Origin of the sequence: Achromobacter aegrifaciens (assembly GCF_902859965.1) — a bacterium.
Taxonomy (GTDB): Bacteria; Pseudomonadota; Gammaproteobacteria; order Burkholderiales; family Burkholderiaceae_B; genus Achromobacter; species Achromobacter aegrifaciens.
The window spans coordinates 1,034,195-1,056,303 of sequence record NZ_CADIKO010000003.1; the positions used below are offsets into that span (position 1 = coordinate 1,034,195).

The 22,109-nt window shown below is 66.3% G+C and carries 18 protein-coding genes; 14 read left to right on the forward strand and 4 right to left on the reverse strand.

The features are described from left to right. Nucleotides 1-28: 28 nt before the first annotated feature. The 3 genes from HV793_RS23785 to HV793_RS23795 form a co-directional block, all read right to left on the reverse strand. Nucleotides 29-1,690 carry an MFS transporter gene (locus HV793_RS23785; protein WP_054451052.1) on the reverse strand — a complete coding sequence of 554 codons (1,662 nt, stop codon included), beginning with the start codon at nucleotides 1,688-1,690 and terminating at the stop codon, nucleotides 29-31. A 194-nt stretch (nucleotides 1,691-1,884) separates the two neighbouring features. Continuing rightward, nucleotides 1,885-3,264: a sensor histidine kinase gene (locus HV793_RS23790; RefSeq protein ID WP_156337320.1), complete on the reverse strand. Its 1,380-nt coding sequence runs from the start codon at nucleotides 3,262-3,264 to the stop codon at nucleotides 1,885-1,887. A 115-nt stretch (nucleotides 3,265-3,379) separates the two neighbouring features. Continuing rightward, a complete protein-coding gene (locus HV793_RS23795) occupies nucleotides 3,380-4,069 on the reverse strand; it encodes a response regulator transcription factor (protein WP_013392535.1) in 690 nt (229 codons plus the stop codon). Between the two features lie 231 nt (nucleotides 4,070-4,300). Here HV793_RS23795 and recA point away from each other — a divergent pair, with 231 nt between their 5' ends. Together recA and recX are read left to right on the forward strand one after the other, a co-directional pair. Beyond that, nucleotides 4,301-5,365, forward strand: coding sequence for a recombinase RecA (gene recA / locus HV793_RS23800; RefSeq protein ID WP_054451054.1), 1,065 nt, complete (start codon nucleotides 4,301-4,303; stop codon nucleotides 5,363-5,365). A gap of 135 nt (nucleotides 5,366-5,500) precedes the next feature. Further along, entirely contained in the window at nucleotides 5,501-6,187 is a 687-nt protein-coding gene (gene recX / locus HV793_RS23805; protein WP_175214014.1) for a recombination regulator RecX, read from the forward strand. 26 nt (nucleotides 6,188-6,213) lie between these two features. On the opposite strand, the gene HV793_RS23810 is transcribed toward recX, so the two are convergent. Further along, nucleotides 6,214-7,131 carry a LysR family transcriptional regulator gene (locus HV793_RS23810; RefSeq protein WP_054451055.1) on the reverse strand — a complete coding sequence of 306 codons (918 nt, stop codon included), beginning with the start codon at nucleotides 7,129-7,131 and terminating at the stop codon, nucleotides 6,214-6,216. Between the two features lie 141 nt (nucleotides 7,132-7,272). Here HV793_RS23810 and metE point away from each other — a divergent pair, with 141 nt between their 5' ends. From metE to HV793_RS23865, 12 genes are all read left to right on the forward strand, one after another. Then, nucleotides 7,273-9,570, forward strand: a complete 2,298-nt coding sequence (metE, locus tag HV793_RS23815; protein ID WP_175214015.1) for a 5-methyltetrahydropteroyltriglutamate--homocysteine S-methyltransferase — start codon at nucleotides 7,273-7,275, stop codon at nucleotides 9,568-9,570. 231 nt (nucleotides 9,571-9,801) lie between these two features. Further along, the gene (locus tag HV793_RS23820; RefSeq protein ID WP_175214016.1) at nucleotides 9,802-13,785 is read left to right on the forward strand and encodes a Pls/PosA family non-ribosomal peptide synthetase; all 3,984 of its coding nucleotides are present in this window, start codon (nucleotides 9,802-9,804) and stop codon (nucleotides 13,783-13,785) included. Further along, nucleotides 13,782-14,348, forward strand: coding sequence for a 4'-phosphopantetheinyl transferase superfamily protein (locus tag HV793_RS23825; RefSeq protein ID WP_175214017.1), 567 nt, complete (start codon nucleotides 13,782-13,784; stop codon nucleotides 14,346-14,348). Before HV793_RS23820 ends, HV793_RS23825 begins: the two co-directional genes overlap by 4 nt. An 80-nt stretch (nucleotides 14,349-14,428) precedes the next feature. After that, nucleotides 14,429-15,031 (forward strand): DUF2889 domain-containing protein, encoded by a 603-nt coding sequence (locus HV793_RS23830; protein WP_054451331.1) that lies wholly within the window; start codon nucleotides 14,429-14,431, stop codon nucleotides 15,029-15,031. Nucleotides 15,032-15,041: 10 nt separating this feature from the next. Next, entirely contained in the window at nucleotides 15,042-16,202 is a 1,161-nt protein-coding gene (gene sucC / locus HV793_RS23835; RefSeq protein ID WP_054451059.1) for an ADP-forming succinate--CoA ligase subunit beta, read from the forward strand. 22 nt (nucleotides 16,203-16,224) lie between these two features. Next, entirely contained in the window at nucleotides 16,225-17,106 is an 882-nt protein-coding gene (gene sucD, locus HV793_RS23840) for a succinate--CoA ligase subunit alpha (protein WP_013392545.1), read from the forward strand. A gap of 357 nt (nucleotides 17,107-17,463) precedes the next feature. Further along, nucleotides 17,464-18,162, forward strand: a complete 699-nt coding sequence (locus HV793_RS23845) for a TerC family protein (protein WP_054451060.1) — start codon at nucleotides 17,464-17,466, stop codon at nucleotides 18,160-18,162. Nucleotides 18,163-18,274: 112 nt separating this feature from the next. Continuing rightward, nucleotides 18,275-18,994 (forward strand): TerC family protein, encoded by a 720-nt coding sequence (locus tag HV793_RS23850; RefSeq protein ID WP_054451061.1) that lies wholly within the window; start codon nucleotides 18,275-18,277, stop codon nucleotides 18,992-18,994. Then, nucleotides 18,981-19,103: a hypothetical protein gene (locus HV793_RS31255; RefSeq protein ID WP_042792647.1), complete on the forward strand. Its 123-nt coding sequence runs from the start codon at nucleotides 18,981-18,983 to the stop codon at nucleotides 19,101-19,103. Before HV793_RS23850 ends, HV793_RS31255 begins: the two co-directional genes overlap by 14 nt. Nucleotides 19,104-19,112: 9 nt before the next feature. Then, entirely contained in the window at nucleotides 19,113-20,060 is a 948-nt protein-coding gene (hemC, locus tag HV793_RS23855) for a hydroxymethylbilane synthase (protein WP_119450542.1), read from the forward strand. Next, nucleotides 20,060-20,878, forward strand: a complete 819-nt coding sequence (locus tag HV793_RS23860) for a uroporphyrinogen-III synthase (RefSeq protein WP_054451063.1) — start codon at nucleotides 20,060-20,062, stop codon at nucleotides 20,876-20,878. Before hemC ends, HV793_RS23860 begins: the two co-directional genes overlap by 1 nt. A 37-nt stretch (nucleotides 20,879-20,915) precedes the next feature. After that, complete coding sequence (locus HV793_RS23865; protein WP_054451064.1) at nucleotides 20,916-22,109, forward strand: uroporphyrinogen-III C-methyltransferase; 1,194 nt, start codon at nucleotides 20,916-20,918, stop codon at nucleotides 22,107-22,109.

Genomic DNA, 22,109 nt, shown 5'->3' on the forward strand with positions numbered 1-22,109 from the left:
GCAGTCCCGTCCGGCGGGGGATGGCCTTTTAAGCGTTGATGTCGTTGTCCTTGGATTCGCGCACGAACAGCGTGCCGATGACCAGGGTCATGACTGCAATGATGATCGGATACCACAAGCCGTCGTAGATGTTGCCGGTGGCGGCAACCACGGCGAAGGCGACCGGGGGCAGGAAGCCGCCGAACCAGCCGTTGCCGATGTGGTAAGGCAAGCTCATCGACGTGTAGCGGATGCGCGTCGGGAACATTTCCACCAGCATGGCGGCGATCGGGCCGTAGACCATGGTCACGTAGATCACCAGGATGGTCAGCAGCACCACGACCATGACGTTGTTGCTCTGGGCCGGATCAGCCTTGGCGGGGTAGCCGTGGCTGCGGATGGCGGTGGTGAGCGACTTGTCCAGTTCGGCGGCCTTGGCCTTGAAGTCGGCGGGCGCCAGGGCCTTGCCGTCGAACGAGGCGAACTCGTCGTTGCCGATCTTGACCTTGGCGACCGAGCCGGCCGGGGCCGCTTCGTTCTTGTAGTTCACGGAGTTGCGGGCCATGAACGACTTGACCACGTCGCAAGAGCTGGTGAACGAGGCGGTGCCCACGGGGTTGAACTGGAACGAGCAGGTGGCCGGGTCCGCGATCACGGTGACCGGCGCCGAAGCCTGGGCCTTTTCCAGCGCCGGGTTGGCGAAGTGCGTGATGCCCTGGAAGATCGGGAAGTACGTCGCCGCGGCGATCAGGCAGCCGGCCATGATGATGGGCTTGCGGCCGATCTTGTCGGACAGCGCGCCGAAGATCACGAAGAAGGGCGTGCCGATCAGGAGCGCGATCGCGATCATGATGTTGGCGGTGTTGGCGTCGACCTTCAGCGTCTGCGTCAGGAAGAACAGGGCGTAGAACTGGCCCGTGTACCAGACCACGGCCTGGCCGGCGGTCAAGCCCAGCAGCGCCAGGATCACGACCTTCAGGTTCTTCCACTGGCCGAACGATTCGGCGATCGGCGCCTTGGAACCCTTGCCTTCGTCCTTCATGCGCTGGAAGGTCGGCGATTCGTTCAACTGCAACCGGATCCACACCGAGATGCCCAGCAGGACGACCGAGATCAGGAACGGAATGCGCCAGCCCCAGGCCTTGAAGTCGTCTTCGCCCATGAACGTGCGGATGCCGAGGATGACCAGCAGCGACAGGAACAGGCCCAGGGTCGCGGTGGTCTGGATCCAGGACGTGTAGAAGCCACGGCGGCCATGCGGCGCGTGTTCGGCGACATAGGTCGCCGCGCCGCCGTATTCACCGCCCAGCGCCAGGCCTTGCAGCAGGCGCAGGACGATCAGGATGGCGGGAGCGGCCAGGCCGATGCTGGCGTAGCTGGGCAGCACGCCCACGAGGAACGTGGACAGGCCCATGATCACGATCGTGACCAGGAAGGTGTACTTGCGTCCGACCAGGTCGCCCAGTCGGCCGAACACCAGTGCGCCGAACGGACGCACGGCGAAACCGGCGGCGAACGCCAGCAGGGCGAAGATGAAGCCCGCGGTGGGGTTCACGCCCGAGAAGAAGTGTTGCGCGATGATGGCGGCTAGCGAGCCGTACAGGTAGAAGTCGTACCACTCGAAAACCGTGCCCAGCGACGACGCAAAGATGACGCGGCGTTCATCCTTGGTCATCGGGCGCGGATCCGCGGATGGACCGCGGCCTGCCATGGTTGTTGTGCTCATGATGTCTCCTCGGTTTTATGGCCGGCGGTGGTCCGCCGTGCTGCGCCCGCCGCCGGCGAGCCGACATTGAGCTATATGCAACATTGGGGGGTGAGGCTGACGAGGTTCTGACGGGATACTTACTTGAGTCTTAAAATTGAAACTGAAAGTAACTGCTCCCTGGGAGGCTAGGGATAGTCCTAGGAGACGTCGGAGAGGTCTGACAACTCGGCGTAAAGCGGAAAGATCACGCGAATCCGCATACCGGGGAGGTTCGAATACGTCGTGGGGTGATCGCTGATTTCGACGCTGGCCTGGTGCTTCTGGGCGATCTCCCGAACGATGGCCAGCCCCAGGCCGCTGCCGTCGGACTGGGTGCCCAGCACGCGGTAGAAGCGGTCGAACACCCGTTCGCGCTCTTCAGGCGGGATGCCGGGGCCGGAATCCTCTACCTCCAACACCGCATGCGCACCCAGGATCTGCGTGCGCACCGTGATGTGGCCGCCGCGCGGCGTGTAGCGCAGCGCGTTGTCCACCAGGTTGTTGAGCAGTTCGGCCAGCAGCAGCGGGTTGCCGTTGATCTCGACCGGGTGGTCCGAGCCTTCGAAGCCCAGGTCGGTACTCAGCGAGAGAGCCTGCGGCACCCAATGCATGGCCTGTTCGTAGGCGATGGCGTTGATGTCCGTGCGGGTCATGCCGATGGCGCTGGGGTTTTCGGCCCGGGCCAGCAACAGCAACTGGTTCACCAGGCGCGTGGCGCGCTCGGAACCGGTCACGAGCTGGCGCAGGCTGGACTGCATTTCCTCGGGGCTGGCGTCGCGCAGGGCCAGTTCGGCCTGGGTGCGCAGGCCGGCCAGCGGGGTTTTCAGCTGGTGCGCGGCGTCCGCGACGAAGCGGCGCTGCGCCTGCACGTTGGACGAAAGCCGGTCGAGCAGGTCGTTCATCGCGGCCACCAGGGGCGCGATCTCGGTGGGCGCGGCGCGCTCGTCGATGGGCGACAGGTCGTCGGGCCGGCGGGCCCGCAGGCGCTGCTGCAATGCATTCAAAGGTGCCACCCCGCGCGACAGCCCGAACCACACCAGCAGCACGGCGACAGGCAGCACCACGAACTGCGGAATGATCACGCCCTTGATGATGTCGTTGGCCAGCTGGGTGCGCTTTTCGACGGTCTCGGCCGCGATCAGCAGCGCCGGCTGGGTATCGGGCAGATGCAGGTCCACCCAGGTGAACGCCAGCCGGACCCCGAAGCCGCGCAAGGTCGCGTCCTCGTACTGCACTTCGCCGGGCCGGGGCTGGCCCACGGTGGAAGGCAGGGGCAGGGCGCGGTCGCCGCCCAGGTATTCGCCGCGGCTGCCCAGCGCCAGCCAGAACACGCTATCGGTCTCGTCCGCGTGCAGTACTTCCCGCGCGGTGTTGGTCATCTTCAGCACGGCCCGGCCGTCCTGCGCATGTACCTGCAGCGTCAGCACATGAAGATTATTGGCCAGCGCACGGTCGTAGGGCACGTTGGCGATGTTCTGCGCCACCACATAGGTGATGGCCACGCTCATCGGCCACAGCAGGAATAGCGGCGCCAGCATCCAGTCCAGGATTTCGCCCAGCAGGGAGCGCTGCGGCGGCGCGAAGCTGGGGCCCTTGGCCCCCGCCCGCATGACATCCAGTGCTTCCTGGTTCAGCGCTTCCGGCGGCGCCGCTTCAGCTTGCGAGGTACGCCGCACCCTGGTCCCGCTCAAGACAGTAGCCCAGGCCGCGCACGGTCACGATCTTCACGCCGCTGGGCTCCAGCTTCTTGCGCAGGCGATGGACGTAGACCTCGATGGCATTGGTGCTGACCTCTTCGCCCCATTCGCACAGGTGGTCGACCAGCTGGGTCTTGCTGACCATGCGGCCGCTGCGGGTCAGGAGGATCTCGAGCAGGCTGACTTCGCGCGCCGACAGGTCCAGGGTCTGGTCGTCGACCATGGCGACGCGGCCGGTCTGGTCGAACAGCAGGCGGCCATGCTTGATCATGGTGGCGCCGCCGCCCGCGCCGCGCCGGGTTAGGGCCCGCACGCGGGCCTCGAGCTCGGACAGCGCGAAAGGCTTGGCCATGTAGTCGTCGGCGCCCAGGTCCAGGCCCTTGACGCGCTGTTCGATGCTGTCGGCAGCCGTCAGGATGAGCACCGGCAGGGCGGAATTGCGGGCGCGCAGGCGGCGCAGCACTTCCAGTCCGGCCAGTTGCGGCAGGCCCAGGTCGAGGATGAGCAGGTCGAATGCCTGGGCCGCCAGCGCCGAGTCGGCCGCCAGTCCGTCGCGCACCGCATCCACGGCATAGCCGTTGTGGCGCAACGAACGGGACAGGCCGTCGGCCAGGATGCTGTCGTCTTCGGCGATCAGGATACGCATGGGCTACAGTGAGAAAAGGCCCCGCGGCGCAAAGGGGACAAAACGCCGGGTTCGTCTGGCATTCTGGCATAGGGCGCCATGCTTGCCACTCAGGGTATACGTGCAAAACACTGGCACACTGGTTTTATGTACAGTATAATCCGATGCCATAATCTGACCCGTTGCTCAAAGCACCCGCCTAACCCTGCGGCACTTCCCTAGACACCAGATACGTTACAGACAGGACTCTACATGGACGACAAAACCACCAAGGCCGCCGCATCGGAAAAGGCCAAGGCGCTTGCCGCCGCGCTTTCGCAGATCGAAAAGCAGTTCGGCAAGGGCTCGATCATGCGCTACGGCGACAACGAGGTGTCGCACGACATCCAGGTGGTTTCCACGGGCTCCCTGGGCCTGGACATCGCGCTGGGCGTCGGCGGCCTGCCGCGAGGCCGCGTGGTCGAAATCTACGGTCCGGAATCCTCGGGCAAGACCACGCTGACGCTGCAGGTGGTCGCTGAAATGCAAAAGCTGGGCGGCACCTGCGCCTTCGTCGACGCCGAACACGCGCTCGACGTGCAATACGCCTCCAAGCTGGGCGTGAACCTGGCCGACCTGCTGATCTCGCAGCCGGACACGGGTGAACAGGCGCTGGAAATCACCGACGCGCTGGTGCGCTCCGGCTCGGTCGACCTGATCGTGGTCGACTCGGTGGCCGCACTGGTCCCCAAGGCCGAAATCGAAGGCGAAATGGGCGATTCCCTGCCCGGCCTGCAAGCCCGCCTGATGAGCCAGGCGCTGCGCAAGCTCACCGCCACCATCAAGAAGACCAATTGCATGGTCATCTTCATCAACCAGATCCGCATGAAGATCGGCGTGATGTTCGGCAACCCCGAAACCACCACCGGCGGCAACGCGCTCAAGTTCTACGCCTCCGTGCGCCTGGACATCCGTCGCATCGGCTCCATCAAGAAGGGCGACGAGGTCGTCGGCAACGAAACCCGCGTCAAGGTCGTGAAGAACAAGGTCGCGCCGCCGTTCAAGCAGGCCGAATTCGACATCATGTATGGTGCCGGCATCTCGCGCGAAGGCGAAATCATCGACCTGGGCGTGGCCGCCAACGTGGTCGACAAGTCCGGTGCCTGGTACAGCTACAACGGCAACCGCATCGGCCAGGGCAAGGACAATGTCCGCGAGTACCTGAAAGAGCACAAGGAACTGGCCATCGAAATCGAGAACCGCGTTCGCGAAAACCAGGGCATCGTCAGCCGCGCGGCAGAATTCGTGCCCACCGCGGAAGATACCTCCGAAGAGTAATCGGATTGGTGGCGGGCCTGGCGCGGCGTAATTCAAGTTCGCCGCAAACGGACCGCCTATCGCGTCGGGGCAGCCCGAACAGTTGCGGCAGGCGCCAGGACGGGCCTGCCGTTATGCATACCAAGCAGGAAACGCATGAGCTGGAAATCGCCGCCCGCTTCAGCCGAGCGCCTACGCGCCAAGCTGGACGATGAATTCGAAACCGTGGCCAAGCCCCAGGGCTTGCGCCGCACTTCGGATGCGCGCCGCGATCAGGAAGCGGAATCCAGCGATGCGGCAGAGCAATGGAGCCGCAGCTCGGAAGCCGGCAATGTGCGCCGAGGCCGGCGCGCCGCCGCTGCCGAGGACGGCCCGGACGCGGACGGCCAGTCCGCCCGCAAGGGGCCATCGCTGAAGATGCGGGCCGTGGGCTATCTGTCGCGGCGCGAGCATGCCCGCGAAGAGTTGGCGCGCAAGCTTGCCGCCTACGCCGAGGACTCGGGCGAAGTCGAGGCCGTGCTGGATGCCCTGGAAAAAGAAGGCTGGCTGTCCACCGAACGTTTTGCGCAAAGCCTGGTGCACCGCCGCGCGTCGCGCCAGGGGGCGGCGCGCATCGTGCAGGAATTGCGGCAACATGGCGTGGACGACAACCAGGTCGCCGAATTGCGCGAACAACTGCGGGCCACCGAGTACGACCGCGCGCTGGAAGTCTGGAAGAAGCGCTTCAGCGCCAAGCCGGAAGACCGCGCGGCCTATGCCAAGCAGGCCCGCTTTCTGGCCAGCCGCGGGTTCGCGCATGACGTGATCCGCCGCATCCTGGGTGCAGGCGGCGACGAGGACTGAGCGCTACGCCCGAAGCGCCTGGCCTCTTACTTTGCCGACTTGATCCCCGACAGCGTCTTGAAGCAGACATCCCGGGTAATGGTCAGGAACTCATCGATGTACGACGCGTCCGTGTCTTCGCTGCGTACCGTCGCGTACAGCGTGCGCCATACGCCTTGCGGGCCCAGCCGGCACAGCCGCAGCCAACCCTGATTCATGTATTCCGTCAGCGCCCAGTTGGGCAGCGCGGCCACGCCGCGGTTGCTGGCTACCAGTTGCGCGATGATGGGAGTGAGTTCCGCGCGGCGGACGGCGGCCGGTTCCACGTCGGCGGGGTCGAGGAAGGCCGTGAAAATGTCCAGGCGCTGCTTGTCCACGGGATAGGTGATGAGCGTCTGGTCGGCCAATTGCTCCGGCATGACGAACTTGCTGCCTGCCAGCGGATTGGATTCCGACACGGCCAGCACCAGCTCGTACTTGAATAACGGCAGGTATTCCACCGCCTCGAGCGGCTGGGGATCTGACGTGATGACCAGGTCCAGGTCGCCGCGCACCAGAGCGGGCAGGGGGGCGAAGGAAAACGCCGCCGACAGGTCCAACGCCACGTCCGGCCATTGCACGCGGAAGGCATCCAGGGCCGGCATCAGCCACTGGAAGCAGGAATGGCAGTCGATGGCCAAATGCAGCCGGCCGGTGCGGCCCGCGGCCAGCCGCTGCAGGTCCCGTTCCGTCGCGCGGATGCGCGGCAGCACGTCATCCGCCAGCGCCAGCACCCGCAGTCCCGCCGTCGTCAGCCGAGCCGGCCGCGTGCGGCGGTTCAGCAACGGCGTGCCCAGCCGGGTTTCCAGGTCGCGCAACTGGTGCGACAGGGCCGACTGGGTCAGGTGCAGGCGCTCAGCGGCTTCCTGCAGGCTGCCGCCGTCGCGGATGGCGGAAAGCGTTTCAAGGTGGCGGATTTCAAGCATGGGTGACCGCAGGATTTGGGAATAAGCTCATATTCTATGAGATTTGCTCATTTTATGAATGTAGACATTGATTTTGATTCATTTTGATTTGGCCTCAGAATGGCTGTCACTTGAACAGATTTTGTCTAACGGTGGTGATCCATGACTACGATTCATAATTTGGGGTTCCCCCGCATCGGCGCCCAGCGTGAACTGAAGCGCGCAGTCGAAGCTTATTGGGCCGGCAGGCAAACCGCCGAGGAACTGGAACAGACGGGCCGCGAGCTGCGCGCCAGGCACTGGAAGCTGCAGGCCGCCGCCGGCCTGAAGTTCGTGCCGGTGGGCGACTTCGCCTGGTACGACCAGATCCTGGAATGGAGCACGCTGCTGGGCGCCGTGCCTGCCCGCTTCGGCCAGCACGACAACGAACCCGTCACGCTGGACACGCTGTTCCGCATGGGCCGTGGACGCGCGCCGTCGGGCAAGCCCGCCGCCGCCTGCGAAATGACCAAGTGGTTCGATACCAACTATCACTACATCGTGCCGGAACTGGCGCCGGGCCAGACCTTCCGCATCGCCCGCGAATCGCTGTTCGAACAGGTCCAGGAGGCGCAGGCCCAGGGGTACGCCGTGAAGCCCGTGATCCCCGGCCCGCTGACCTGGCTGTACCAAGGCAAGGGCGACGCCTTTGCCGCCGGCGCCGCCGATGAGGGCAAGCTGCAACTGCTGGCCGCGCTGCTGCCGGTCTACCAGGAAGTGCTGGCGCGCTTCGCAAAGCTGGGCGTGCAGTGGGTGCAGATCGATGAACCCATCCTGGCGCTGGATCTGCCGCAAGCCTGGCGCCGCGCGTTCAAGCAGGCCTACGACCAGCTGTCCTCCAGCCCGGTCAAGCTGTTGGTGGCCACCTACTTCGACGGCCTGAAGGACAACCTGCCGACCGCCCTGGGCCTGCCCGTGGCCGGCCTGCATGTGGATCTGGTCCGCGCACCCGAGCAACTGGCGGAAGTGGTTGCGGGCCTGGGCTCCGGGCAGGTGCTGTCCGCCGGCATCATCAACGGCCGCAACATCTGGCGCACCGACCTGGATTCGGCCATTGCCACGCTGACCCCGATCAAGCAGCAATTGGGCGACCGCCTGTGGCTGGCGCCGTCGTGCTCGCTGCTGCACGTGCCGGTGGACCTGGCGCATGAAACCGAGCTGGACGCGGAACTCAAGAGCTGGTTGTCGTTTGCCGCGCAGAAGCTCGAAGAACTGAGCCTGCTGGGCCGCGCCCTGGACGGCGCCACGCAAGCGGCCGCGCAGGAAGGCCTGGCCAGGCAGCGCGCCGCGCTCGCCGCCCGCCGCGCTTCGACCCGCATCCACAATCCGGCCGTCGCCCAGCGCATGGCCGGCGCTGCGGCCGTGTCGCGCGATCGCGCGCCGTTTGCCGGCCGCATCGCCCGCCAGCAGGAACAGCTGGGCTTGCCCGCCTACCCGACGACGACTATCGGCTCCTTCCCGCAGACCGCGGAAATCCGCGCCTTGCGCCGCGACTGGAAGTCGGGCGCGTTGACGGACTCGGGCTACGAGACCGCCATCCGCAAGGAGATCGAGGAAGTCATCCGCTTCCAGGAAAAGGTAGGCCTGGACGTGCTGGTGCACGGCGAACCCGAGCGCAACGACATGGTGGAGTACTTCGGCGAGCTGCTGGCCGGCTTCGCCTTCACCAAGAACGGCTGGGTTCAGAGCTATGGCTCGCGCTGCGTCAAACCGCCCGTCATTTTTGGCGACGTTGCGCGCCCGGCGCCGATGACGGTGGGCTGGTCGTCGTACGCGCAGTCGCTGACCGACAAGCCGGTCAAGGGCATGCTGACCGGGCCGGTCACCATCCTGCAATGGTCGTTCGTGCGCGACGACCAGCCGCGCGAGCAGACCTGCCGCCAATTGGCGCTGGCGCTGCGCGACGAGGTGGTGGACCTGGAAGCCGCCGGCATCAGCGTCATCCAGATCGACGAGCCCGCCATCCGCGAAGGCCTGCCGCTGCGCCGCGCCGATTGGCAGGCCTACCTGGACTGGGCCGTGGATTGCTTCCGCCTGTCGACCGCCGGCGTGCGCGACGAAACGCAGATCCACACCCATATGTGCTATTCGGAGTTCAACGACATCATCGAGTCCATCGCCGCCATGGACGCGGACGTGATCACGATCGAAACCTCGCGCTCCAACATGGAGCTGCTCAAGGCGTTCGAGGACTTCCGCTATCCGAACGATATCGGCCCCGGCGTGTACGACATCCATTCGCCGAACGTGCCCGAAGTGGACTGGATGGTCGGCCTGATGCAGAAGGCCGCGGCCCGCCTGCCCAAGGAGCGCCTGTGGGTCAATCCTGACTGCGGCCTGAAGACGCGCGCCTGGCCTGAAACCGAAGCTGCGCTGCTTGGCATGGTGCAGGCGGCCCGAGCCTTGCGCCAGGCGGCCTGAGCAAGCAGCTTGCCCTGACGCCGCCGGGATCCCAAGGGTCCGGCGCCAGCCCTGATCCGTGCATGTCGCGCGCGGAGCAGGGCTTTTTTCTCTGCAGCCGCAAGATCCTTCTGATGGCTGCAAGCCACAGGCTGCGCGCAGCGTGGATGTTTTTTTTCAAACTTGCTTGAACGAAATTCCGCGGCGGGGGTCAATACGCAAAAATCCCATTGCTGGATCCTTGTCGTTCCTATGATTCTCCAAGGCCCCTGTCGGCCCGACCTGCTGCTCGCAGAGACGCTGCCCGACATTCTGGAAGCCACGATCCGCCGGCATCCCGCCGCCGTCGCCATTCATTGGCTGGATCACACTCTCACCTACGACATGCTCGGCCAGCGCGCCGATCTGGCCGCGCATCATCTGATGCAGGCCGGCGTGCGGCCTGGCGATATCGTGGGCCTGTGCCTGCCGCGCGGCGCCGACCTGCTGGTGATGCAGGCGGCCATCGCGAAGGCGGGCGCGGCCTGGCTGCCGTTCGAGTCCGACACGCCGGCGGACCGCATGCTGGTCTGCCTGCAGGACGCGGGCGCTCGCGGGCTGATCGCGGGCGCCGAGGTCCGGCTGGACGGCATGGCCACCTGGACCACCTGGGCCTTGTCGGAGCCGGTCGAAGGCGCTTTGCGCAGGCGGGAAGGGCTGCTGCCCGAGCATCCCGCCTACGTCATCTACACCTCGGGCTCCACCGGCAAGCCCAAGGGCGTGCCTGTCAGCCATGCCAGCATCTGCCACTTCCTGCGCAGCGAAAACGCGGTGCTGGGCGTGCGCCACGAAGACAAGGTCTACCAGGGCTTCTCGGTAGCCTTCGACATGTCGTTCGAAGAGATCTGGATCAGCTATCTGGTCGGCGCGTCCCTGTGGGTGGCGCCCAAGATGCTGACCACGGACCCCGAAGGCCTGCCGGACGCGTTGGTGCGGGAAGGCATTACCGTGTTGCACGCCGTGCCGACCTTGCTGGCGCTGTTCGCGCGCGACGTGCCCGGATTGCGCATCGTCAACCTGGGCGGCGAGGTCTGTCCGGACTTCCTGGTGCCGCGCTGGGCCACGCCCGGCCGGCGCCTATTCAATACCTACGGCCCCACCGAGACCACGGTGTCCGCCAGCCTGGCCGAACTGCTGCCCGGCCAGCCCGTGACCATAGGCACGCCGCTGCCCAACTACGGCATGCTGGTGCGCGGCGAGGATGGCGCGGTGCTGCCGCAAGGGCAGGTGGGCGAGCTGTGCATCACAGGCCCCGGCGTGGCTGGCGGCTATCTGGGCAGGCCCGAGCTGACGGCCGAGAAATTCCTGGCCAATCCGCGTCCGGCCGGCGATCACGACACGCGCATGTACCGCAGCGGCGACCTGGCGCGCATCGACGAGCACGGGCAGATCCACTGCCTGGGCCGCAGCGACGATCAGGTCAAGGTGCGGGGGTTCCGGGTCGAACTCGGGGAAATCGAGGCCGCGCTTTACCGCCTGCCGGGCGTGGGCGCGGCCGCCGTGGTGCTGCGCGATCTCGCGGGCATCGAGCAGCTGGTGGCTTTCCTCAAGCCCGAGGGCGAGGCGCGGCTGGACCCGCATGCGATGCGCGCCGCGCTGGGCGCGGACCTGCCCGCCTACATGATTCCGGCGCGCTTCGAACTGGTGACCGATGTTCCCCGTTTGACCTCGGGCAAGATCGACCGCAAGGCGCTGAAGGCGCGCGAACTGGTGGCCGTGTCCGAGCCCGGCGGCGAAGACGACGAACCCGTCACGCCGGGCGAGCGGGCCTTGTTCGACGCCTTGCGTCCGCTGTTCCCGGGACAGCCGCTGCGGCTGGCCAGCGACTTCTTCCGCGACCTGGGCGGCCATTCGCTGCTGGCCGCGCGCCTGGTGTCGTCGCTGCGCAAGCATCCGCATTTTTCCGCGCTGACCATGCACGAGCTTTACCAGCATCCTGTGCTGGCGACGCTTGCGGCCCGGCTGGACGCGCTGGCTTCGGCCGAAAGCGACGCGGCCCGAGCGGCGGGCGTCGCCGGCATTGGCGCCGATCCCGCGCCCGCGCCCGAGTGGCGCCGCTGGACCTGCGGCCTGGCGCAGTTGGCGGCCTTGCCGCTGCTGATCGGCGTACGCATGCTGATCTGGCTGACGCCGTTCTTCACGTATCACTATTGGACGGGCGACGAAGGCGACTCGGTCTGGCGTGCGGTGGTCCTGTCCATCGCCAGCTATCTGGCCTGCAATCTGTTGAGCTTCGGCGTGGCCGTGGCCTGCAAGTGGGGCATTCTTGGCCGGCTCAAGCCCGGCAGCTATCCGATGTACGGCTGGCTGTTCTACCGCTGGTGGCTGGTGGACCGGGTGATGGACATTCCGCCCGCGCATCTGCTTGCGGGATCCCCGTTGCAGGTCTGGTACCTGCGGGCGCTGGGCGCGCACATCGGCCGCGACGCTGCCATCAGCCGGGTGTCCGTGCGTGCGCCCGATCTGCTGTCGGTGGGCAACGGCGTGAGCATCGGCGCGGCGGTCAACCTGGAGAATTTCTCGGTGCGCGGCGGCGAGTGGACGGTGGCGCCGATCACGTTGGCGGACAACACCTACATCGGTTCCTATTCGGTGCTGCAAGGCGACGTGGCGATGGGCGAGGGCGCACGGCTGGACGGACTGTCTGCGCTGGCGCAGGGCGCCCGCGTGCCTGCGGGCCAGATCTGGAGCGGGGCGCCAGCGCGCCACGATCCGCAGGCCCGCGCTCCCGAATTGCCGCCGCGGCCGCAACGCCACGGCATCTGGAGCCGGCTCGACTGCATGGCCTATGCGGCCGGCGGTACGCTGATCGCCGCGCTGTTCTTCATGCCGGTGTTCCCGAGCTTTGTGCTGATCGACTGGATCGACGCGCGCTGGCTGGACCTGATGGGCGCGCGAGTGCCCTGGCCTCAAGCCTTCCTGAGCTATCTGCTGCTGGCCTTGCCTGCCAGCGCATTGCTGTTGATGCTGACGGTGCTGGTATCGGCGTTGCTGCGATGGACGCTGTTGCCGCGTCTGGCCAGCGGCCGCTGGCCTGTATACGGCCAGATCTACCTGCGGCGCTGGTTGACGAACCAGATCCAGGAATCGAGCCTGAGCGTGCTGCACGGCCTGTACGCGTCGATCTACGCGGGCAACTGGTATCGCCTGCTGGGCGCGAAGGTCGGGCGCGGCACCGAAATTTCCACCGCCATGGGCGTGGTGCCCGACATGCTGACCCTCGGCCGAGACAGCTTCATCGCCGACGGCGTCATGCTGGGCGACGAGGAAATCGACGCCGGCTGGATGACCTTGCGGCCCACCGTCATCGGCAACCGCAGCTTCGTCGGCAACGGCGCCTATGTGCCGGACGGCTCGGTACTGCCCGACGACGTCCTGATCGGCGTGCAGAGCCGCGCGCCGGCCAATGCCCGCATGGCCAGCGGCCAGACCTGGCTGGGCAATCCGCCGCTGGCGCTGCCGGCTCGCGAACAGACCGCGGGCTTTCCGGCGCACCTGACTTTCCGCCCCAGCCTGGGGCGCAAGATCCTGCGCGGCGGCGTCGAGGGCATGCGCATGGTCCTGCCGCTGGCCGTGGTGATCGCGGTGGGCTATCTGACCGTGATGAAAGTCATCCCCATGGCCGCCCGCGAAGGCTTTGTCTCCGCTTTCGACGAGCTGATGCTGGCCGGCGTGTTGTACGGCGTCGGCGCGTTCCTGTTCCTGGTGGCGCTGAAATGGGCCTTGATCGGCCGCTACAAGCCGCGCGCCGAGCCCATGTGGACGCCGTTCGTCTGGAAGAGCGAAGCGGTCACCAGCCTGTATGAATCCATAGCGGTGCCCAACTTCTTCAACTTCCTGCGGGCCACGCCCTGGCTGCCGCTGGCCCTGCGCTGCATGGGCGCCCGCATCGGCAAGCGCGTCTTCATGGACACCACCGACATCACCGAGTACGACTGCGTGTCGATCGGCGACGACGCGGTGCTGCACGCCTGGTCCGGACCGCAGACCCATCTGTTCGAAGACCGCGTGATGAAGATCGGCATGGTCCGCATCGGCGATGCCGTCAACGTCGGGCCGCGCAGCACCATCCTGTATGACACTCGGGTCGAAGCGGGCGCGCGCCTGGGGCCGCTGACGCTGGTGCTCAAGGGCGAGGCCATTCCGGCGGGCCAGGCCTGGATCGGCAGTCCGGCCACGCCTTGGGAGCAGCGGTGATCGGACCCCGGAGGCTGACCGGGGAGGGCGCCCCGGTCGAATTGTGGCTGCTGCACCTGCCTGCCTCCCGCCACAGGCAACGGGAGGCAGCCCGGAATTGGCTGGCCACGGAATTGGCGCGGCGCGATCCGCAAGCCGCGCCCGGCTGGACGGAAACGTCCAAGGGTCCGCAAATGCCCGCAGGCGCGCGCTGGAACAGTTCCTTCTCTTACTATGGCCCCTATATTCTCTGCGGCCTGTCCCGGCTGGGCCTGCCGGGCGTGGACCTGACCGGCGCGCAGGCCTGGGCGGGCGATGCGGACGTGATCCGCCTCTATTGCGGCCCGCAGGCCGCCGCCGAACTGGCCGCCAGTCCGCCGGCCGCCCGGGCGGACGCCTTCGCCCGCGCCTGGAGCGCGCTGGAGGCGCGCCTGAAAGCCTGCCGGCGGGGACTGGAGGAATACTCCCCGGAGCGCGAGCGGCACCTGGCCGCTGCCCGCATCACCTGCCAGCTCCCGCACCAGGGCCTATGGGCGGCAGCCGCACTCTGCGGCGGCGCGTCAGGCGCCAGTCAGGGGGCTTGATCGCAGGCCGCCTGCGCTATACTTTGAAGGTTTTGTTGCCGCGCACCATGCGCAGGCATCTCGCCCCGCAGGCCCCCAGCATGCCCTTGCCACCGCCGGACTATCCTCGCCAACCATTGCACACGCGTTCCATACGCGTGCAGTCGTATGCGCGCGAAGACGGGCACTGGGACCTGGAAGCCGAGCTGATCGACGTCAAGGCGTACGATTTCCCCAAGCGCGACGGCGAGATGTTCAAGGCCGGACAACCCATCCACCACATGCATCTGCGCATCACCATCGACGAGAACTTCTCGATCGTGGCGGCGCAGGCCGTCTATGACGCCGCTCCCTACGGCGAGCATTGCATGGCCATCGAACCGGCTTACACTGATCTGATCGGAATGAACCTGCTCAAGGGGTTCCGCCGGCAGGTCAAGGAGCGGTTCGGGCACGTGGAGGGCTGTACGCACATGACCGAACTGTCGCAGGTGCTACCCACCGCGGCGGTGCAGACCATGGCCAACCGCCGGCGGCAGGAAAACAACCCGAACCGGCGTCCATTCCAACTGGACGGCTGCCACGCGCTAAGCACCAGCGGCCCGGTGGTGGCTGAGCACTATCCCAAGTGGTACACCGGGGGTAGCGCTGAGGCATCGGCCGATTCGTCCTCCGATTCACCTTCTTTTTCTCATACGTCCTGACAGGTAACACATGAAAATCCACGAGTATCAAGGCAAGGAACTGCTGAAGCAATTTGGCGTCCCCGTGCCGCGCGGGATTCCCGCTCTTTCCGTCGACGAGGCCGTGGCTGCCGCTGAAAAGCTGGGTGGACCGGTTTGGGTCGTCAAGGCACAAATTCACGCGGGCGGCCGCGGCAAGGGCGGCGGCGTGAAGCTGGCGCGCTCGCTGGACGACGTCCGCAAGCTGGCCTCGGAAATCCTGGGCATGCAGCTGATCACGCACCAGACCGGCCCGGAAGGCCAGAAGGTCCGCCGCCTGTACATCGAAGACGGCGCCGACATCCAGAAGGAATACTACGTGTCGCTGGTCACCGACCGCGCCACCCAGAAGGTTGCCTTCATCGCCTCCAGCGAAGGCGGCATGGACATCGAGGAAGTGGCCCACTCCACTCCCGAGAAGATCATCACCGAATACATCGACCCGCTGACCGGCCTGTCGGCCGAGCAAGCCACCAAGATCGCCAACGCGATCGGCCTGCCCGCTGACTCCACCGCCCAGGCCGTGGACGTGTTCCAGAAGCTCTACAAGTGCTACATGGACACCGACGCCTCCCTGGTCGAAATCAATCCGCTGAACCGCGACAGCAAGGGCAACATCATCGCCCTGGACGCCAAGTTCAACTTCGACTCCAACGCCCTGTTCCGTCACCCGGAAATCGTCGCCTACCGCGACCTGGACGAAGAAGATCCGGCTGAAATCGAAGCCAGCAAGTTCGACCTGGCCTACATCCAGCTCGACGGCAACATCGGCTGCCTGGTGAACGGCGCCGGCCTGGCCATGGCCACCATGGACACCATCAAGCTGTTCGGCGGCGAGCCGGCCAACTTCCTGGACGTCGGCGGCGGCGCCACGGCCGAGAAGGTCACGGAAGCCTTCAAGATCATGCTCAAGAACAAGGGCGTGAAGGCCATCCTGGTCAACATCTTCGGCGGCATCATGCGCTGCGACGTCATCGCCGAAGGCGTGATCGCTGCTTGCAAGGCCGTCAACCTGAACGTGCCGCTGGTCGTCCGCATGAAGGGCACCAACGAAGAACTCGGCAAGAAGATGCTGGCTGACTCCGGTCTGCCGATCATCAGCGCCGACACGATGGCCGAAGCCGCCACCCGCGTCGTAGCCGCCGTCAAGTAAAGAAAAATCCAAGGATTCACAAATGTCGATTCTGATCAACAAGGACACCAAGGTCATCACCCAGGGCATCACGGGCAAGACGGGCCAGTTCCACACCCGTATGTGCCGTGAGTACGCCAATGGCAAGGCCGCTTTCGTGGCCGGCGTGAACCCCAAGAAGGCGGGTGAAGACTTCGAAGGCGTGCCGATCTTCGCTTCGGTGAAGGACGCCAAGGCTGACACCGGCGCCACCGTGTCCGTCATTTACGTGCCGCCCGCGGGCGCCGCTGCCGCCATCTGGGAAGCCGTCGAGGCCGAACTGGATCTGGTGATCTGCATCACCGAAGGCATCCCGGTCCGTGACATGCTGGAAGTCAAGAACCGCATGAAGGCCAAGGGCAGCAAGACCCTGCTGCTGGGCCCGAACTGCCCGGGTCTGATCACCCCCGACGAAATCAAGATCGGCATCATGCCCGGTCACATCCACCGCAAGGGCCGCATCGGCATCGTCAGCCGTTCGGGCACCCTGACGTACGAAGCCGTGGCGCAAGTCACCGAGCTGGGCCTGGGTCAATCCAGCGCCGTCGGCATCGGTGGCGACCCCATCAACGGCCTGAAGCACGTCGACGTGCTGAAGATGTTCAATGACGATCCCGACACCGACGCCGTCATCATGATCGGCGAAATCGGCGGACCCGACGAAGTCAACGCTGCCGAGTGGGCCAAGGACAACATGAAGAAGCCGGTCGTCGGCTTCATCGCTGGTGTCACCGCTCCTCCCGGAAAGCGCATGGGCCACGCCGGCGCGCTGATCTCCGGCGGCGCCGACACTGCCGACGCCAAGCTGGAAGTCATGGAAGCCTGCGGCATCCGCACCACGCGCAACCCGTCCGAAATGGGCAAGCTGCTCAAGTCGGTGCTGTAAAAAGCGCCTGGCCGCGCGTCCGGACGCTGCTTGCGTCCGGCGCCCGCGGCCTGCTGGCGGAAGTCCCGCTTCCGGCGTCAAACCCCTGGCTCCCGGCAACTGGCATCCGCCCATCGAAGCCCGCTCCGGCGGGCTTTTTTTCGTCTTTTTTTCCGTAATCCTAGGGAAATCCCGCGTCCACGTCGCGGCCTGGCAAACATACGGAAAGCTGAACGAAACTATAATGAAAGAAATTCTGCACGTACCCAGCAAGAATGCCGTCGGGCTCGCACCAAGACGGCCAGTACGTTTTTTTTCGTCTTATTTCACCCATTCATTTGGTTTGTCCTAGGGGGATCACACCTAGGAAAGAGAGGCATGGAACTCAGTTCAGCGGCATTCTGGATAGCATTGCTCCAGATCATTTGGGTCAACATTCTGCTATCGGGCGACAACGCCGTGGTTATTGCGCTGGCGGCGCGTTCGCTGCCTCCGGCCCAACAGAAAAAAGCGATCGTGGTCGGCTCCGCCGCGGCGATCATCATGCGTATCGTGCTGACGCTGGTAGCGGCCAAGCTGCTCCTGCTGCCCTGGCTCAAGCTCATCGGCGCGCTGCTCCTGGTCTATATCGGCGTGACGCTGCTGTTGCCCGAGGGCGAGGAAGACGGGGCCGGCAAGACGCAAGGCAATCTGCTGACCGCAATCCGCACTATCATGATTGCCGACCTGGTCATGAGCCTGGACAATGTGGTGGCCGTTGCCGCCGCCGCCATGGGCGACACGACCTTGCTGGTGTTGGGTCTGGCCATCAGTATTCCGCTGGTCATCTTTGGCAGTACGCTGCTCCTGAAGGTCATCGAGCGCTTCCCGGTCATCGTCTGGGTGGGGGCGGCGCTGCTGGGTTTCATCGCGGGCGAACTGCTGGTGGGCGATCCGGCCTTGCAGGAACCGGTGGCGCGCATCGACGCTGCCCTGGGCGTGACGCAGCACAGTTTTGCGCTGATGACAGGCGCGTTGGGCGCGGTGCTGGTGCTGGCTATCGGCAAAGTTTTGCTGATGCGCCAGAAAGCTGACTGAAAGCTGAATTATACTAATACGTTGTACTGAATAAGCCCGCCGCGTCGCGCGCGGCGGGCTTTGCCGGACCGGGACCGGCCACTCTTTTCATAAATGCCTTCGGGGGTTCATAGTGCTTGAGTTTTTCCAGACGCTGAGTTGGACAGCGGTATTCCAGATCATCCTCATCGACATCCTGCTCGGCGGCGACAACGCCGTCGTGATCGCGCTGGCCTGCCGCAATCTGGCGCCCAAGCAGCGCATGCAAGGCATTCTGTGGGGTACCGCGGGCGCCATCATCCTGCGCGTGGTCCTGATCGCCTTCGCCCTGACGCTGTTGTCGATCCCCTTCCTGAAGGTCGTGGGCGGCCTGCTGCTGGTCTGGATCGGCGTCAAGCTGCTGATTCCCGAGGACGATGCCCATGGCAACATCAAGGGCGGCACATCCATCGCCGCCGCGATCAAGACCATCATCATCGCCGACTTCGTGATGAGCCTGGACAACGTGATCGCCATTGCCGGCGCGGCCCAGAACGCCCACGCCGACCACCAGATCGGCCTGGTCGCGTTCGGCCTGATCGTCAGCGTGCCCATCATCATCTGGGGCAGCACCCTGGTGCTCAAGCTCATCGACCGCTATCCGCTGGTCGTCACCTTCGGCGCGGCCTTGCTGGGCTGGATCGCCGGCGGCATGCTGATCACCGACGTGGTTGTCGAGCGTCAATTCGGCGTGCAGCCCACTGCGGTTAAAATCGGCGCAGAAATCATTGGCGCCTTGCTCGTTGTTGTCCTTGGACGGTGGCTGGCAAGCCGCAAAACCGCTTCCAAGGAATCAGCACATGAGTCTGCGTAGATCCACCGATCCCCAGCAATCCGAATCGGGCCTGAGCCTCCTTCAGGGCCTTTTCGTGCTGGCCATCCTCGGGGTGGTCGCGACGGTCATCGTCTCCAATTTCGTTTGATGCCGTCTCGTGTCTCTACCGCAACGCCTGGTCATCGCGACCCGCGCCAGCCGGCTTGCCCTGTGGCAAGCCGAGCATGTGCGCGACCGGCTGCGCACGCTGTACCCGGCGTGCGCGGTTGAGCTACTCACCCTGACGACCCGAGGCGATCAGATCCTCGACCGCACGCTCTCCAAGGTGGGCGGCAAGGGTCTCTTCGTCAAGGAACTCGAAAACGCGCTGCTCGACGGCCGCGCCGATCTGGCCGTGCACTCCTTGAAGGACGTGCCGGTCGATCTGCAGGCGCCGTTCGAGCTTTGCGCTGTCCTCGATCGCGCGGATCCGCGCGATGCCTTCGTCTCCAATACCCATGGCTCGCTGGCCGACCTGCCCGCGGGCGCCGTCGTCGGCACGTCCAGCCTGCGCCGCGAATCCCAGATCCGTGCGCGCTATCCCGAGCTGGTCGTGAAGCCGCTGCGCGGCAATCTCGATACGCGCCTGGGCAAGCTGGACAAGGGCGAATATGACGCCATCGTGCTGGCCGCTGCCGGCCTGGAGCGGCTGGGCCTGGGCTCGCGCATCCGCAGCCTGCTCGAACCGGAAGACAGCCTGCCGGCGGCCGGGCAGGGCGCCTTGGGCATCGAGATCCGCGACGACCGCGACGACATGCGCGCCTGGCTGGCCCCCTTGGTCAGCGCCGACACCACGTCCTGTGTGGTGGCCGAGCGCGCCGTGTCCCGCAAGCTGGGCGGATCCTGCCAGGTGCCCCTGGCGGCGTACGCTGAAATTGCCGGCGGCACCTTGTCGTTGCGCGCCTTGGTGGCGTCGCCCGACGGCGTGCGCATGGTCCATACGGCCCGCAGCGGCCCGGTGGCCGAGGCCCAGGCCATCGGCGAGGCCGCGGCGCAGGCGCTGCTGGACGCAGGCGCCCAGGACATCCTGCGCGAACTGCTGCAAGACCCGCCCAGGGCCGACTGATGGTCATGGCGTCCGCAGCCGCCGAACCGCCGCGGGTCGCCATCCTGACGCGGCCCGACGGCCGCAACGAGGCCCTGGCAGGCCGCCTGCAGAGCGCCGGCTGGACGCCCTGCATTCTTCCCGCCCTGGAAATCCAGGTTTTGCCGGCCGCGACCGGCGGGCCGCCGCGTCCGTCCGACTACGACATGGTCGTGTTCGTCAGCGGCAATGCGGCCAAGCTGTACCTGGAACAATGGGCGCAGGCGGACGGGCCGGCTCCCTGGCCGGCGGGCGTCATCGCCGCCACAGTCGGGCCGGCCAGTGCGCAGGCCTTGCGCCTGTCCCCCTGCTTTGGCGCGAATACAACAGTTTTGCATCCCCCTGAAAGCGCGCCCAGCCACGATTCCGAGGCGCTCTGGGCGGTTTTGCTGGGGCTGCCGCAAATGCCCGCGCGCGTGCTGCTGGTGCGCGGCACGCAGGGCCGCGACTGGCTTGGTGACAAGCTCGAGGCGCACGGCGCGGCCGTGACGCGCCATGCTGCCTACCTGCGGCGCCCCGCGAGCTGGGGCGCCGATCAGGTTGCCAGCCTGCGGCGCTGGGCGGACGCGGGCATTCCGGCCACTTGGCTGATCACCAGCGGCGAGGGCGCGGATGCGTTGCGGGCAGGTCTGGAGGCGGCTGGCCTGGCGGACTGGTGGGCGCGGTGCAGCTTTGTGCTGACGCATCCCTCCCTGGAGCGCCGGCTGCCACAGCCCTGTCATGAAGGCGGGGCGCGGCCGATGGTAAAAATCTGCTTGCCCAACGACGAGTCGATATTCCAGGCTTTTGTTGCTGCTTGATTCGTTGCATCGGACTGACACCGAATACAATCGCGTCATGACAGACAAGACTCCCGCTACCGATCCGGTCGTTCCGACGGCCGCCCCGGGTGCAAGCGCGCCCGCGTCGGCCCCGGCCGATTCCGTCAAGGCCCGCCCGGCCAAGCGCCGCAGTGGCCCGCTGGTCCCCGCCCTCATCATCCTGATCCTGTTGGCCGCCGGCCTGGGTTACGCCCTCTGGATGCAGCGCACCCAGTTCGTGTCCGCCGGCCGCGAGGTCGCCACGCGCCTCGAAACGCTGACCACCGATCTGGCGCAAGCCCGCAAGGACACCCGCGAGGCCCTGGCCCTGGCCCAAGCCCAGGCCGGCCGCGTCGGCGAACTTGAAGACACCGTGCGCGAAACCCAAAGCCAGTACAACGCCTTGCAGCTGGCTTGGCAGAACTTCAACGACAGCGCCAGCGACGAACTGCTTGCCAACGACGTCGAGCGCCTGTTGACCATCGCCAACCAGCAACTGCGGCTGGCCGGCAATGTCTCCAACGCGATCGTGGCGCTGGAAACGGCGCAATCGCGCCTGGCGCGCGCCGACCGCCCGCGCTTCTCCAGCCTGCAGCAAGCCATCAACGGCGACCTGGACCGCTTGCGCGCCGTGTCCACCGTGGATATCCCTGCCCAGTCGGCCCGCATCGACCGCCTCGTGGCGCTGATCGGCAAGGCGCCGCTGCTGGTGCCGGACGCTGCCGCCCCGGGTGTGGCGCCTGCCGGCGAAGCCGCGCCGGCGGCCGCACCCGCCCCCGCGGTCGATCCGCTGGCGGGCTTGCCGGCCGACGCGCCCTGGTGGCAGCGCTGGCGCGCCGAGATGGCCTCCTGGCCCGGCCGCGCCGGCTCCGCGCTGGCGCATGAACTGGGCGGCCTGATCACGATCCAGCGCGTGGACGAGCCGGCTGCCTTGCTGCTGTCGCCCGACCAGGCCGACCAGGTGCGCGGCACGCTGCGCCAACGCCTGCTGACGGCGCAACTGGCCATGCTGATGCGCCAGCCCGCCGTCTGGAAGAGCGAACTCGACAACGTCGGCGTCACGCTCGCCAAGTATTTCGACGGCCGGTCCCCCGACACCGTCGCGGCCCAGACCCTGGCACGCGAACTGGCGCAGACCGACATTGCCGTGCGCATGCCGGAAGTGGCCGACAGCCTGAACGCCGTGGCCGCGCTGCGCGCCGCGGGCTTCAAGACCAGCGGACAGGACTGA